This window comes from Labrenzia sp. PO1 (assembly GCF_012273635.1).
In the GTDB taxonomy this organism is placed as follows: Bacteria; Pseudomonadota; Alphaproteobacteria; order Rhizobiales; family Stappiaceae; genus Roseibium; species Roseibium algicola.
This window is the reverse complement of record NZ_JAAXCR010000001.1, coordinates 210,613-224,718: the sequence shown is the minus strand read 5'-3', so window position 1 is coordinate 224,718 and position 14,106 is coordinate 210,613. Positions and strand designations below refer to the sequence as shown.

At 59.8% G+C, this 14,106-nt stretch carries 11 protein-coding genes; 5 read left to right on the top strand and 6 right to left on the bottom strand.

Features of this window, described 5'->3' with window-relative positions:
- Positions 1-112 precede the first annotated feature (112 nt).
- The 4 genes from HCG46_RS01085 to HCG46_RS01070 all read right to left on the bottom strand — a co-directional run bounded on the left by HCG46_RS01085 (position 113) and on the right by HCG46_RS01070 (position 3,319).
- Positions 113-412, bottom strand: coding sequence for a GIY-YIG nuclease family protein (locus HCG46_RS01085; protein ID WP_168684168.1), 300 nt, complete (start codon positions 410-412; stop codon positions 113-115).
- A 296-nt stretch (positions 413-708) separates the two neighbouring features.
- Positions 709-1,380, bottom strand: coding sequence for a ribulose-phosphate 3-epimerase (rpe, locus tag HCG46_RS01080; RefSeq protein ID WP_152506214.1), 672 nt, complete (start codon positions 1,378-1,380; stop codon positions 709-711).
- A gap of 121 nt (positions 1,381-1,501) precedes the next feature.
- Positions 1,502-2,284 (bottom strand): DUF2259 domain-containing protein, encoded by a 783-nt coding sequence (locus HCG46_RS01075; RefSeq protein ID WP_168684166.1) that lies wholly within the window; start codon positions 2,282-2,284, stop codon positions 1,502-1,504.
- A gap of 69 nt (positions 2,285-2,353) precedes the next feature.
- Entirely contained in the window at positions 2,354-3,319 is a 966-nt protein-coding gene (locus HCG46_RS01070) for a sodium:proton symporter (RefSeq protein ID WP_031269250.1), read from the bottom strand.
- A gap of 101 nt (positions 3,320-3,420) precedes the next feature.
- On the opposite strand from HCG46_RS01070, the gene HCG46_RS01065 reads away from it, so the two are divergent.
- Entirely contained in the window at positions 3,421-4,689 is a 1,269-nt protein-coding gene (locus tag HCG46_RS01065) for an FAD-binding oxidoreductase (protein WP_168684164.1), read from the top strand.
- 33 nt (positions 4,690-4,722) lie between these two features.
- On the opposite strand, the gene HCG46_RS01060 is transcribed toward HCG46_RS01065, so the two are convergent.
- Complete coding sequence (locus tag HCG46_RS01060; RefSeq protein ID WP_006939550.1) at positions 4,723-5,202, bottom strand: Lrp/AsnC family transcriptional regulator; 480 nt, start codon at positions 5,200-5,202, stop codon at positions 4,723-4,725.
- Between the two features lie 147 nt (positions 5,203-5,349).
- Here HCG46_RS01060 and HCG46_RS01055 point away from each other — a divergent pair, with 147 nt between their 5' ends.
- The gene (locus tag HCG46_RS01055) at positions 5,350-8,871 is read left to right on the top strand and encodes an indolepyruvate ferredoxin oxidoreductase family protein (protein WP_168684162.1); all 3,522 of its coding nucleotides are present in this window, start codon (positions 5,350-5,352) and stop codon (positions 8,869-8,871) included.
- A gap of 114 nt (positions 8,872-8,985) precedes the next feature.
- Here HCG46_RS01055 and HCG46_RS01050 read toward each other — a convergent pair whose 3' ends face one another.
- A complete protein-coding gene (locus HCG46_RS01050) occupies positions 8,986-9,216 on the bottom strand; it encodes a hypothetical protein (RefSeq protein WP_152510397.1) in 231 nt (76 codons plus the stop codon).
- A gap of 450 nt (positions 9,217-9,666) precedes the next feature.
- On the opposite strand from HCG46_RS01050, the gene HCG46_RS01045 reads away from it, so the two are divergent.
- The 3 genes from HCG46_RS01045 (at position 9,667) to HCG46_RS01035 (ending at position 13,995) form a co-directional block, all read left to right on the top strand.
- On the top strand, positions 9,667-10,752 hold the full coding sequence (locus tag HCG46_RS01045) for a DUF2336 domain-containing protein (protein WP_023000900.1): 1,086 nt from the start codon (positions 9,667-9,669) through the stop codon (positions 10,750-10,752).
- A 162-nt stretch (positions 10,753-10,914) separates the two neighbouring features.
- Positions 10,915-13,332: a mechanosensitive ion channel domain-containing protein gene (locus HCG46_RS01040; protein WP_168684160.1), complete on the top strand. Its 2,418-nt coding sequence runs from the start codon at positions 10,915-10,917 to the stop codon at positions 13,330-13,332.
- A 96-nt stretch (positions 13,333-13,428) separates the two neighbouring features.
- Positions 13,429-13,995 carry a hypothetical protein gene (locus HCG46_RS01035; RefSeq protein WP_168684158.1) on the top strand — a complete coding sequence of 189 codons (567 nt, stop codon included), beginning with the start codon at positions 13,429-13,431 and terminating at the stop codon, positions 13,993-13,995.
- Positions 13,996-14,106 lie beyond the last annotated feature (111 nt).

The window sequence follows — 14,106 nt, the reverse complement described above, 5'->3', positions numbered from 1 at the left end:
AAGTGAAAGTTGTCTCTGGGCCTCAAAAAATCAGAGCATTAGAGCGTCAAACCGATCCACCACCTCATGCTGAGGAAGCGCGAAGCGCTGTCTCGAAGGATGGGCCACTTGTTCAATTTTTTGATGCGGTTTCCCCCCGTTTCGACAGCGCGGGAAGTAGGTCGAACTCACCTTTGATCAAGGCTTCTTTCTTGTCTCGCCGCCATCCTTTTACCTGGCGTTCGCAGGCAATTGCGTCGGTGAGCTGCTCGAATTCGCAATTGAACACCAGTTCAACCGGTCGGTAGCGCGCTGTGTAACCGTCGTACGTTCCTTGCTGATGTTGACTAACTCGGCTCGCTAGATCCTTTCGCGTGACGCCTGTGTAATAGCTGCCGTTCGAACATCTGAGGATATAGAAAGTAACCTTCATCGATGCTGGATATCATGGCTTGGACAAATAATGGACGGGCCGGTTGAGGGCGTGGCCCATCCTTCGAGACGGACCTAAAGGTCCTCCTCAGGATGAGGTCGTTAGTGTAGACGGGCTGAAGCGGTGGTTGCTTCCCTGTCCCCCTCCACCTCATCCTGAGGAAGGCCAAAGGCCTGTCTCGAAGGATGGGCCGCTTGCTCAGCCTGTGGCAGCGTTTCCTCTATAAAAACGGTTGCCTTAGGGGGACCTAGTCCACGACGTATGACCCGGGCACTCGATAAGAGCTAGCGCCGCCTTCAAGCCTCTTCCGCGGCCTTGCGGATCGCGGAGATATTGCCGGCATAGCTTTCCACCGTGCCGCCCTTGAAGACTGCGGACCCTGCCACCAGCACGTTGGCACCAGCCGCTGCAACGAGGGGGGCGGTTTCGGGGGTGACGCCACCGTCGATTTGGAGGTCGATCGGACGGTCACCGATCATCTGGCGGATGCGGCGGGTCTTTTCGACCTGCGACTGGATGAATTTCTGACCGCCGAAACCCGGGTTGACCGTCATCACCAGAATGAGGTCCAGCCGGTCGAGAACATATTCAATAACGCTTTCCGGGGTCGACGGGTTCAGCGAGACACCGGCCTTCTTGCCCAGATTGCGGATTGCCTGCAGAGACCGGTCGAGATGCGGGCCGGCTTCGGCATGAACCGTAATGATGTCGGATCCTGCCTTTGCAAAGGCTTCCAGGTAGGGATCGCAGGGAGCGATCATCAGGTGGGTGTCGAAGATCTTGTCCGTGTGCGGGCGCAGCTTGGCGATGACATCCGGGCCGAAGGTGATGTTCGGCACGAAGTGGCCGTCCATGACGTCGAGATGGATCCAGTCGGCTCCCGCTTCCACCACGTCGCGGACTTCCTGGCCGAGTTTGGAAAAATCGGAGGCGAGGATGGAGGGGGCAATCTTGATGTCGCGCGGCATGGCAAACTCCCGGACAGGCCAGACGGGCCGTTATCGTCCCGTTTTCTGATGTTGCCGCCGCGCTAGCACTTCTGATGCGACTGGGCAAGATACCCGAGCCGGCCTCAATCGGTTTAGAAGCTCAAAGACGTCCCGTTATCGCCAGATATCTGCGGTCCGGTCCTTCGAAGCCGAGGCTGTCCATCTGGATCAGCACGGCAAAGACGGGCGGGGCTTCATCGGGGAAATGGGTGACGATGCGCTCGATCCGGTAAGCCAGCGGGCAGCGGCGGCTTTCAGGCACGGTGTTGTCCTCGTTGAGGATGCGGGTGACGCCATTGTGGACCATGGTCAGGCGGAAGCCCTTGGTCTCGGCGCCGTAGCTCTGGCACTGGGCATTCGGCAGGGGGTATTCCGACAGGGTGAGGTCGATTGGATCGTCACCGGACAGGAAAGTGACGCGCGGGGCAACCAGCATCTTGTGGGGATCGGATGTCAATTCCGTGCGAGGATTGAAGCCGACGGTCTGGCCTTTACCGGCAATGGCCTTGTCCTGGAGCAGCGGCTGGGCGGCAAGACGGTTCTCCGCCCTGGTCTCCGACAGGGCGTTGTCGGCTGCATCGCCCGGACCCGGGTCGACATCCTTGCGCAGGCGAAAGGGGGATGGCGGCACCCAGGTATCGCCGATCACGTCGACAACGAAGATCTCAGAATAGGGGAAGCCGGATCCGTCCTGGACGCCGAACTGCTCAAAGGCGAAGAAATCGCCGTTCCTGGAAAAGCCGAGAAGCTGAAGCTCTGCAGTGTCTCCAGCCATTGCGGCCGGGACGAGGCTCGCGCCGGCAAGCAGGAGCGTTGCGGCACACAGAAAACTGCGGCCCGCCGATGAGCACAGGGATTTGACGGTGGATGGCAGAACGGACACGGCACTTTCCTCACGCGAAGTGTTTGACCTGGCAAGTGGTAAGCCTAGCACGTTCGCCTGTCAGGTGTGCTACGTCACAGTTTTCACGTTCAGACGGCAGAACACCCGCACAAACGGTTTCAGGAACAGGGGCAGGATGTAGATCGGAAACTGGCCGACAGCGAACCAGAGCCAGGTGAATTCCGGCAGGGTGCCACCGAAAGCGGCGACCATCAGTCCCATGTTTCTGGTGCCACAGGTATGGGCGATTGCATAGGCGTCTTCTCGGGTCGCCGGTGAGAACAGCAACAGGCTGAGCGCAATCTGTACCAGTGCGAGGCAGAAGGTGATGGCGGTAAGGCCCAGCGTGAACAGTGGTTTTGCTGCAAAGCTTGCGGCGACACCGTCCATGGCTGCTATGGCAAAGACCAGCAGCAGCAGCACATTGAGACCACTGATGTGGTGGGAGGAGCGAGCCAGGCGCTCTTCACCGGCCAGCTTGCGAAAGGCGATCGAGACCGCAAAGGCGCCTGCAAGCAGCAGGGAAAGCTGGATGGCTAGCCCACCGACGCTGAGAGGCAGGGCAGGCCCGAGCATCAACTCGCCGATGAAGGGGGCCGTCAGCGGGGTGATGATCAGAGCGGCAACAGAAAGCGCGAGACTGAGGGTGCCATCAAGACCGAGCAAATAGATGAAGGCAGGAGCCGCCATCACCGGGGGAGCAGCGGTTGCGATGAAGAGGGCCAGCATCACATCGGGGCCAAGAGCCTTCAGGCCGGAGAGATCGATCAGCAGCCACGTCAGCAGGGGTGCGCCGAGCATCATCCACAGGAGGGCGGCAATCAGAAGCGTGGGGCGACGCAGGCGCATGCGGATCGCGAAGGTGTCGACCCGCAGAAAAGCCAGGGTCAACAGGCTGAAGACGGCAACGGTCAGGTAGGGCCGCAGATAGGCGGACAGCGCCGGCAAGGCCATGCCGATGAAGATACTCACAGCAAGGGCGGCCGTTCCGTTGCGCCCGATCCATGCCAAGCCTGCACCACACCATCGAATCATCTTAAGTTGTCCTTTGAACCGCGAGTTGTGGCAGGCACTTCCGCGCCTCTTAAAGGATCCGGACCTCGGACGCCAGTATTAGGGCACTGTCCGGAACAGGCATGACAGCAAAAACCAGGCAAACGCAATCCTTCGACGTGATGGTGCTCGGCGCCGGTATCGTTGGCGTGTCGACGGCACTGCATCTGCAGCGGCTGGGCCTGTCCGTTGCGCTGATCGACCGCAAGCACCCGGGCGAGGAAGCTTCCTTCGGCAATGCCGGGATTGTCCAGCGCAACGGCTTCGTACCGCATGCGGTGCCGACGCATCCGCTCACGCTTCTGGGGATCCTTTTCGGCCGCTCAAGTGCCGTTTCGCTGGACATGGCCACCGTACTGCGGATGTTACCGTGGCTGCGCCAGTTCCACGCAGCAGGCAATGCCCGCGGGGTCGAGGCCTATTCGCGGGCGATTGCTCCGTTGAGAGCCTTCGCCGTCGAGGAGCATCTCGACCTGGCGCATGCGACCAATGCCAACCGCTTTTACCGCCAGGGGGGCTGGCTGCATCTTTACCGCTCGGAGACTGCCTTCCAGGCAAGCGAGACCGAACGCCAATACGCACGGGTGTTTGGCGTTTCCTATCGGGAAATGTCGGCTGGCGAGATCGGAACGCTGGAGCCTGGCCTGACGGCGCAGGGGCTGAGAGGCGTTCATTGGCCGGAAAGTTGTTCGGTGTCCAATCCCGGTGCCGTGGTCGATGCTTTCTGGCGGGGATTCGTGCATGACGGGGGCGGGTATTTCCGCGCCGATGCGATGAAGCTGAAGCAGGAGCGTGGCGGCTGGCAAATCGAGGGGGAACGCGGCACATTGTTTTCCCGCCAGGCAGTGGTTGCCCTCGGCGCCTGGTCCGCGGATCTGCTGGCACGTCTTGGAGAAACCTATCCGCTTGCAGTCAAGCGTGGCTACCACATGCATTATCGTCCGTTGTCCGGGGCGTCCCTGTCACGACCGGTTGTGGATGTCGAAAACGGCTTCGCCCTGACACCGACGGATAATGGCATTCGCCTGACCACTGGTGTCGAACTGGCCGAGCGCGATGCCCCGCCCAATCCGGCGATCGTCAAGCTGGCGAAACGACGGGCCGAGGAAATTTTTCCGCTTGGACGGGCGTTACAGGAACAGCCGTGGATGGGAAGCAGGCCGTGCCTGCCGGATTCGCTGCCCGTGGTTGGTCCGTCTGCAAAGATCCCGGGCCTGTGGCTCAACTTCGGCCATGCCCATGACGGTTTCACGCTGGGGCCGGTGACGGGACGGCTGCTCGCCAGCATGATTGCGGGCAAGCAGCCTTTCCTGGACCCGGCGGGGCTGTCTGCGTTGCGGTTCGCCACCTGAGCGTCTAACCTGGTGGTCGATCAAGGTCGGATGTCAGCTCTCGCGCAAGGGCAGGGCGACGGTGTCCTTCACCGTATTGACGACGATGCGAGACTGCACATCGGACACGAGCGTATTGTCCAGCAGCTTCAAACGCAGAAAATTGTCGTAGGTTTTGATATCATCCGTCACAACCTTGATAAGATAGTCGACGGCACCGGTGATGCGCTCGCACGTCACGACCTCGGGCCAATGGTGGACCAGCTTGTCGAATGTTTCCATGTTCTCGCGGCTGGGAACCGCAAGCTTGACGAACGAGTAGGCCACGAAGCCAAGACCCACGGATTCGCGGTCGATGATGGCAGTGATCTGGCGGATGATTCCCTGTTCCTTGAGGCGCTTGATCCGGCGCCAGCAAGGCGTCTGGCTCATGCCCGCTTCCTTTGCCACTTCGGCAATGGAGAGCGACGCATCCCGTTGCAGTACACGCAGAACACGTATGTCCGACGGGTCGAGAAGATATTTATCTGTCATTGGATATTTTAGGAATTTTTATTCTGCCTCTGGGTGATTGGCCGTGACGATAGCACAGAAATTGCCTGAGAAAAGGATGATATTACCTATTATGTGAGGTTGCCGCCGGGGGACATTGCCCCAGATGTCGGTTGAGGAGGAATTCGGATGAACGTGCACATGCCAACCGTTACCCTGGAGGACAAATACGTCGCCACGGAAGGACGGGTCTATCTGACAGGCATACAGGCGCTTGTCCGGCTGGCGCTCGATCGGGCGCGCATGGACCAGTTGGCCGGCCTGAAAACGGGCGGCTTCATTTCCGGCTACCGGGGATCGCCGCTTGCCGGTTACGACACAGAGCTGATGCGGGCTCATCGCCACCTCAAGGGGTATGACGTCGTCTTCAAGCCGGGCGTCAACGAAGAGCTGGGCGCGACCGCAGTGTGGGGCAGCCAGAAGCTGCGCGGCGAGGGCGGTGTTGGACGGGCGACCTCTTACGACGGCGTCTTCGGCATCTGGTACGGCAAGGCGCCGGGCGTCGACCGTGCCGGCGATGTGCTGCGTCAGGCCAACGCTTCGGGCACCGACCGCAACGGCGGGGTGCTTGCCTTGGCCGGTGATGACCACCTTGCAAAATCCTCCATCCTGCCGGCGCAGAGCGAGTTCTATTTCGAGCATGCGGAAATTCCGGTCCTGAACCCGGCCGATATCCAGGATGTTCTCGACTACGGCCTGCACGGCCTGGAAATGTCCCGCTTCACCAGCCTCTGGACGGCCCTGATCTGCGTTGCCGACACGATGGATGCATCGGCAACGATCAATATCTCTCCGAACAGGCTGCGCATGGTGCGTCCGCTGGAAGGCGATCCGCGCAAGGACTATCACCAGAACCGCGATCTTCTTCTGGGCAACCGCCTGGAGACAGAGCGTCTGGTGCGCGATCTTCGTATTCCTGCGGCTCAGGCCTATGTGCGGACAAACGGTCTGGACCGGGTCACCTTCGGAACGAGGACCAATCCCAAATACGGCATCGTTGCTTCCGGCAAGGCCTACCGGGATCTGCTGCAGGCGCTCGACCTGATGGGCATTACAGAGGACTTTGCCAAGGCGCTGGGCCTCGGGGTTTACAAGGTGGCAATGAGCTGGCCTCTGGAGCCGCTCGGCCTGCGTGATTTCGCCCGTGGCACAGAACGTTTGCTGGTGGTGGAGCACAAGCGCGCGTTCATGGAATCCCAGATCAAGGACATCTCCTATCACTGGCCGGAAATGAGCCGTCCGGAAATCTGGGGCAAACGCCGTCCGGACGGGACGCCATTCCTGTCCGATGTTCTGGAACTGTCCGTTGCCGAGCTGATCGAAGGCCTCATGACCTGGCTGCCGGGCGATGTGGTTTCGGAAGAAATGCGCGCCGTTGCCAACCGGATGACCAAACAGGCCATGTGGGCCCAGGGCCATGCGGAACGCGCTGCCCGTATTCCCTACTTCTGCTCAGGCTGCCCGCATTCCACGTCGACCAAGACACCGGAAGGCTCCCGCTCGCTGCCGGGCATCGGCTGCCACGCGATGACGGAAATGGCCGGGCGGACAACGGAAGGCCAGATTGCGATGGGCGGCGAGGGTGTCCTGTGGGTCGGGCAGCAGCCCTTCTCCGGCGACAGCCACGTCTTTGCCAACGTCGGCGACGGCACCTACTTCCATTCCGGCATCCTGGCGATCCGGCAGGCGCTCGCCTCCAACGTGCCGATCACCTACAAGATCCTCTACAACGACGCGGTTGCCATGACCGGTGGCCAGAAGGTGGACGGCCAGCTGACCGTTCCGCAGATCACCCGTCAGCTGGAAGCCGAAGGCGTCGAGCGGATCGCGGTGGTTTCGGAGAACCCGGACAGCTACGGCTCCTGGACGCCGCTTGCCCCGGGAACCAAGATTCACCATCGCGACGAACTGATGGAGGTTCAGGAAGAGTTCCAGACCTTCAAGGGCGTGTCGGTGATCGTTTACGACCAGACCTGCGCCGCGGAAAAGCGCCGCCGGCGCAAGCGCGGGCAGTTTCCCGATCCGGACATGCGCCTCTTTATCAATGACCGGGTGTGTGAAGGCTGCGGAGACTGTTCCGTGCAGTCCAACTGCCTGTCGGTGGAGCCACTGGCAACGCCATTTGGTGAAAAGCGCGTCATCAACCAGTCGAGCTGCAACAAGGACTTCTCCTGTATCAAGGGGTTCTGCCCGTCCTTTGTCGAGATCAACGGTGCTGCACTGAAGAAGCCGAAGAAGGCGGATGTCGATATCGACACCCTGGTGGAAACCCTGCCGCTGCCGACACTTGCTTCGCTTGACCGCACCTGGAACACGCTGGTGGCCGGTATCGGTGGCATGGGTGTGACCACGATCAGCGCGATCCTGGCTATGGCGGCCCATGTGGACGGCAAACAGGCTTCCACGCTGGACATGACCGGCCTTGCCCAGAAGGGTGGCCCGGTGACGTCTCACGTGCGTTTTGCGGCGGGCAACAGGTCGATTGAAGGTCCGCGGGTTCCGGCAGCCAGCCTCGACGTTCTGATCGCGAGTGACATGGTGGTGGCCGCGAATGCAGATCAGCTCGCGCTCGCTCATCGTGGTCACACGATGACCGTTGCCAACACCAAGGTGGCCCCGACTGCGGAATTCGTGCTGAAGCAGACGCTTTCCTTCGATGAAAAGCAGATGGACAGCGCCCTGCGCAAAGCCTCCGGCACATATCTGCCTGTCAATGCTGCAGACATTGCCGAGAAGCTTCTGGGTGATGCCATCTATGCCAACATGCTGCTGGTCGGCATGGCTTTCCAGAGTGGCGCATTGCCGGTCTCGGACTATGCCATTGAAACCGCGCTGGAGCTCAACGGCGCGTCGGTGAAGAACAACATCAAGGCGTTCCGTGCAGGCCGCGTGCTGGCTGCAGATCCGGAAAAACTGCTCAAGGCCCTGCCGTCGGAAGCCAAGCAGCGTGTCTTTACCGTCGATGAGAAGATTGCCTTCAACGCCCAGGAGCTGACTGCCTATCAGGATGCGGCCTACGCACAGCGTTATCTGGATCTGGTCGGCAAGGTCAAAGAGGCTGACGAAGCGCATGGTCCGGGCACGTTCCGCCTGACGCAGACTGTGTCCGACATGCTCTTCAAGTTGATGGCCTACAAGGACGAATATGAAGTCGCGCGGCTTTATAGCGATCCTGCCTTCAAGGAGAAGATCGCGCAGCGCTTTGAAGACCCGAAGAAGCTGAAGGTTCATCTGGCACCGCCATTCCTCGCGCATCGCAAGGATCCGAAGACCGGCCGTCCGCAGAAGATTGCCTTCGGACCCTGGATCTTCTCCGCGTTCAGCTTCCTGGCGAAGTTCAAGGGCATGCGCGGCAAATGGTACGACCCGTTCGGCCGTACGGCGGAACGCAAGACAGAGCGCGCGCTCATCAGCCAGTATGAGGGCGATATTGCCGAGATCCTGAAGCGGCTGCCGGAAGGACACTACGGCCTGTTGGTCGAGCTCGCCCGGGTTCCGGATCTTATCCGCGGGTTTGGTCCGATCAAGGATGACAACATCGAAAAGGCGACTGAAAAGCGCCGTGTGCTTCTGGAGCAGCTCGACAGAAGCAACGACGGCGGTTCGGACAACAAGACCGGCACCAAGGAGTTTCTGGCGGCAGCCGAATAAAGGCTGAGCAGGAACAGCAAAAAACCGGCGCCGCAGGGTGCCGGTTTTTTTATGTCTTTTTGTTCCGGGTGAAGGCGCTGCAATCCTGAAACAGACGGCAAGTCCATGGACGAGCTAGCGCCACGGGCCGCTAATGATCGGCCGCCGCCGGTTTTCTTCGCGGGCTCTCAAATCGTTGTCGCTGAGGACATCGAAAAGAAGATCGTCCGGAATGGATTGATGGCTGGATCGGCGGAAAAGGGCCTTGCCAAGTTTCCGTCGCAGGAGGGCCGCCAGTTGATAGAGACCGCGGGTGCGGGAGGGCGGTATGGCGGCGACACGGGGAAAACGGACCACGGAGGACATGGCTGGCTCCAATAAAGAAATATATTGCTTTCTTTATTTAGATTGCACCTGGTAAAGGGTCAATAAGAAAAGGGAAATATTTCTTTATCTCGTGCGCTGCCGATGGGCACGCCCCTGTCCAGAGGCCTTGCGGCGCAGCGAATGTATTTAAACCAGTCGCAATTTCTGACCTTCGGAGGCTATTGAAACGGCCCTTGAAAATTTTTTTTCGGAAAAAATATACGGATTTCAACGGGATAAAAAAGTGACTTCGAGCGGGGAGCGAAGCGGTCAAAATTGTTACATTTCAATGACATGTAATGAATACATGCGATATAGTTAGAATTGTTCTCAAGTTTTAAAAAAAGACAATTACATTCTGGAAAAGCGCGTTTCGACCTTCTTTAAAACTCATCGTCATTTTCTGTACCAACGCCAAACCGGCACACTTGTGAAAATTGGTAATGGAACATGACTGAAGCGTTGAAAACAGAACTGGTGAACTTCTCGGAGCTGACCGGTGAAGCTGGCAGCGCCCGGAGGGCCGAACTGGCCCGGCATGTCGCAACCCTGTTTGCCCTGACCTCCGATCGGTGCTCCGACGAGCAGGTCGATATTTATGACTCCGTCCTCTTGCGGCTTGTCGACATGGTGGAAGACGAAGTTCGCCGTTATGTCGCTGACCAGATGTCCAGCCTGAGACGCGGTCCGGAAGAAACCATCCGCCGTCTGGCCGATGACGAGATCGAGGTGGCCGAGCCGATCCTGCTGCGCTCCACCGTGCTGCGGGAGGCCGATCTGATCAAGATCGCCGAAAAACGCGGCAATGCGCACCGGTTCGCCATCGCACAGCGCGAAGTTCTGTCTGAAGAGCTGACCGATGTGCTGGTGCGTCGCGGTGATCTGAAGGTCAAGCGCAAGGTGGCCAGCAACGACGGCGCTTGCCTGTCGGATGCATCGATCATGGCCCTTATCAGCGATGCTGCCTCCGATGCGACGCTGCAGCTTTCCTTGAGCGAGCGTGCGGATCTTGCCGAAGCGCATATCGCCAGCCTGATCTCGGTTGCCAGCGAGGAAGTCCGGCGGAAGCTGCATGCAACTGGCCGTGGTCACGAAGCCGAGCGGGTAGAGGAAGCTGCCGATATCGCAGCACAGCGCATGTCCAACCAGTATTGGCTAGGCCGTTACGACTTCGAAACAGCGCGCAGCCGGGTACTGCTGCTGGCCAAACGCGGGATGGTCAATGAGGCGGCCCTGCGCCGGTTCGCCTCGGAAGACCGGTTCGCGGAAGCGGTTGCCACCTTTGCCTGGCTGGTGAGATGCGGTGTCGAGGAAGTCAGCCACTGGATGGTACGCCCCGATCCGGAGCCGTTCGTCATCCTTGCCAAGGCTTCCGGGTTCTCCTCCATCACCGTGGGTTCCCTGCTGGCCATCGGCCCCTGGCGTCACCGCCTGACACCGGATGTGCGCAGCGATGCCATGGCCATGTTCGAGCGCATGACGATCGCCGAAGCCAAACGCAAGATGGCTCATTGGAACAACACCGTTCTGCACTGACACAATTAAGCAAGGCGCCTCCTGCCTGCATGTAAGGCCCGGTTCGAAAGGATCGGGCCTCTTCTTTTTCAGCGCCTTGCGAAAAGCCGGCTTTCTTTCAAATGGCACAGATCCGTGCCAAGAAAGACGGGGATCCTTTTCGCGACTCGTCCTGGGGCTGACATGCGCTTTTCACATCCAACCAATCGCCGATCCTGTCTTGCCGATGGCGGCCGCAAGAGGCCAGGCAAGGCGTTCCTTCTTCTGTCAGGTCTGCTTGCACTCTTTCTGTGTCTGGGTGGTTTGCCCTCAGGGGCGCAGGCACAGGGAATACCCGGACTGTTTTCCGGAAAGGGCTCTACCAAGACCGAGACCGGTGCCGGGGCTCCGGCCGCTGAAACAACGGCAGATGGAAATGCGCAGACGGAAACGGCTGGCTCTGCAGTGGCGCCGGCCGACGGCGCTGGCGAAGGCGCAAACCTTCTTCAGACCGTGGACGAGTTCACCGAAGATGCCGTCGAGGCCCGGGATGTCCTCAAATCCATCGTTCAGAAAATTCCCGAGATCCAGGATGTGATGGTGGAGACCCTGCGCGCCCAGGGTGGCGAACGGGGTCTCAACTGGATGTCGTCGACGCTGGTGGACATTCTGATAGCCGTTGTTCTCGGCCTTGTGGCCTCTTCCCTGGTGAACCGGTGGGGCCGGCGGCAATTCGCGTCCTGGTACCAGCCGGACGCGACGACACGGGCTGACAAGATTATCTATCTTTATGCCCGGGCGATCCTCATGTTCGTCGGTGTCGGGCTCTTCTTTGCCGTAGCGGCCGGGGTATTTCTTCTGGTCGGAACGGGCATTGATGCATCCAACAAGACCGCACTTGTGGTTGTCGGAACCATGGCGGTTTTTCTGGCGCTCCGTGTTGTCTGGCTGAATGTGCTGGCACCCGACGCTGAGAGCCACCGGTTGCTGGCGCTTTCCAATCAGGAAGCGACCGGGCTCTACAGGACGCTGCTGGTCGGCTCCGCCATTTCCCTTGCGGCGGTTGCCTTCTGCCTCTGGATGGAGCGACTGGGTCTGTCGCCTGACATTCACAAGCTGGCATTGATTGCAGCCTCCGCGCTGTCGATGGTCATCCTGTCCGGCATCGCGATTGTCTATCGCAGGGTGATTGCGCGGCTGATCCGGGGAAAGAAGGGGGCTGAAGCGCCGATCTGGCGCAGGGTTCTGGCCAGCGGCTGGCACTTTGTTGCCGTTGCCTATTTCTTCCTGGCCTGGGGGATTTCGGCAGTGCGTATCCTGCTCGACCTGCCGGACGCGATCGGTCTGGTCGGTGCGCCGCTGGAAGTGCTGCTGATGGCTGCGGTTGCCTATGGGCTGCTGATCCTGCTCATCGACCGGGTTCTGTTGCCGCGGCTGGACACGGCCGCCGCACAGGAGAAGATTGCCGAGGACATCAAACGTGCCGAAGCAGGCGAGGGCGGCGAAGAGGATGTTGCCAGCACATTGGCCCAGGCGCGCGCGGAAGCTGCCGAGCGGGAAGCGCGGCGCTCACCCTTCCGGGACCTGTTCGACCGGGGCGCCACTATTCTGGTCGTGTTCACCTCACTGGACATGCTGGCTTCCAAATGGGGACTGCCGCTTGCCGGTAGCGGCTCGCTGATCGGTTCCTTCGTCGAGGTGCTTCTGGTCATGTTCCTTGGCTACATGGCCTATGAAGCCGTGAAAATCGTCATTGACCGGGAAATTGCCAAGGAAGCGCCTGCCGAGAAAGACGAAGAGGCGGAAGTCGGCGGAACCGGTGAGAGCCGGATTTCCACTTTGCTGCCGATCTTCCGCAATTTCCTGCTCATCACGATCGTGGTGATCGCCACGATGGTGATCCTGTCGCAGCTGGGCGTAAATATCGCGCCATTGTTCGCCGGTGCCGGTGTCGTCGGTCTGGCAGTTGGATTCGGGGCTCAAACCCTTATCCGGGATATCTTCTCCGGAGCTTTCTATCTGATCGACGATGCCTTCCGGAAAGGGGAATACATCGATATCGGCAGCGCCAAGGGCGTTGTCGAAAAGATCTCGATCCGGTCGATGCAACTGCGGCACCACCGCGGCGCGCTTACGACGGTTCCCTTTGGCGAAATTCAGAAGGTGGAGAATTTCTCACGAGACTGGGCGGTGATGAAACTTGCGTTCCGCGTTACCTACGACACCGACGTGGAAAAGATGCGCAAGATCATCAAGAACTTCGGCAAGGAACTGCTGGAGGACGAGTATTTCGGGCCCATGTTCCTGGCGCCGCTGAAGTCTCAGGGAATCATGTCGATGGAAGACAGTGCCATGATCGCGCGCGTCAAGTTCACTACCAAGCCTGGCAAGCAGTTCGAGCTTCGCAAGGTCGTTTATGCGGGGCTTCGCGACCTCTTCGAAAAGAACGGCATCAGGTTCGCACATCGCCAGGTGACCGTGCGTGTTGCCGGGTCTGACGGCGATGAGGAGGTCGTGACACCCGGCGCCAGGCAAGCTGCTGCGGCTGGTGCTGCCGCGGCTGGAATGCTGGGTGAGGGCATTGGTGACGAGACCGGCGGCAGCGCCGAGGACCAGCTCTAGCACTCGCTGTGTCGCAGCGCCGGATCCTGGACTTGCGGCGAGACCGCCATAATGGTGTGCTTCACTTCTCGGATCGCAAATGTGAAGGGGGAAACTATGCTGAAACCAATGTTTCTGGGAGCTGCGTTTGCGGTTGCCCTGTCATGCCAGGCCATTGCGGGACCTTTGCAGGACAAGGCGGCTGAAGCGGAGGCGGCGCTTGATGCCGGCAAGGGCGGGGAAGCCATCTCTTTGATGCGCGAGGCCCTTTTCGACGTTTGGTCGAAAGCCACCATTTCCATTCCAACCGCCTTGTTCGTGATGGCCCCTGCCGACGGCTTCGGCATCTATAAACCCAGGGAAGATGCAGCTTTCGGAGCGGACGAGCCGCTGCGCATCTATCTGGAGCCGGTTGGCTTCGACTGGAAACAGCAGGATGGCCTGTTCACATCCCTTCTGACCGTCGACTTCGACCTCGCGTCGCCCGATGGCAAGGTGCTGGCAGGGCAAAAGGGCTTCGGCCGGTTCGACTTCAAGAGCCATGTGCCCAATACCGAATACATGGCCAACCTGACTCTGAATGTCAGCGGGGCTCCGGCGGGCGACTATGTACTGGAACTCACCGTCAACGATGAATTCAGCGGCAATTCCGCGAAAGTCCGGATGCCCTTTTCGATCAAGTAGGCGCATCGGCAACGGGGTTAGAGGCGGTCTATTCGCTTTTGTGCGCCAGGTCCGTGGACCTCTTGACTGAAATCCGATATCGGTCCCGGCAGGCACCAGGAAGAGGCTTGC

Excerpts from the sequence above, each read along its gene's own strand:
- HCG46_RS01085 (WP_168684168.1), bottom strand. The coding sequence starts at position 412 with ATGAAGGTTACTTTCTATATCCTCAGATGTTCGAACGGCAGCTATTAC.
- rpe (WP_152506214.1), bottom strand. The coding sequence starts at position 1,380 with ATGCCGCGCGACATCAAGATTGCCCCCTCCATCCTCGCCTCCGATTTT.
- HCG46_RS01070 (WP_031269250.1), bottom strand. The coding sequence starts at position 3,319 with ATGATTCGATGGTGTGGTGCAGGCTTGGCATGGATCGGGCGCAACGGA.
- HCG46_RS01065 (WP_168684164.1), top strand. The coding sequence starts at position 3,421 with ATGACAGCAAAAACCAGGCAAACGCAATCCTTCGACGTGATGGTGCTC.
- HCG46_RS01060 (WP_006939550.1), bottom strand. The coding sequence starts at position 5,202 with ATGACAGATAAATATCTTCTCGACCCGTCGGACATACGTGTTCTGCGT.
- HCG46_RS01055 (WP_168684162.1), top strand. The coding sequence starts at position 5,350 with ATGAACGTGCACATGCCAACCGTTACCCTGGAGGACAAATACGTCGCC.
- HCG46_RS01050 (WP_152510397.1), bottom strand. The coding sequence starts at position 9,216 with ATGTCCTCCGTGGTCCGTTTTCCCCGTGTCGCCGCCATACCGCCCTCC.
- HCG46_RS01045 (WP_023000900.1), top strand. The coding sequence starts at position 9,667 with ATGACTGAAGCGTTGAAAACAGAACTGGTGAACTTCTCGGAGCTGACC.
- HCG46_RS01040 (WP_168684160.1), top strand. The coding sequence starts at position 10,915 with ATGCGCTTTTCACATCCAACCAATCGCCGATCCTGTCTTGCCGATGGC.
- HCG46_RS01035 (WP_168684158.1), top strand. The coding sequence starts at position 13,429 with ATGCTGAAACCAATGTTTCTGGGAGCTGCGTTTGCGGTTGCCCTGTCA.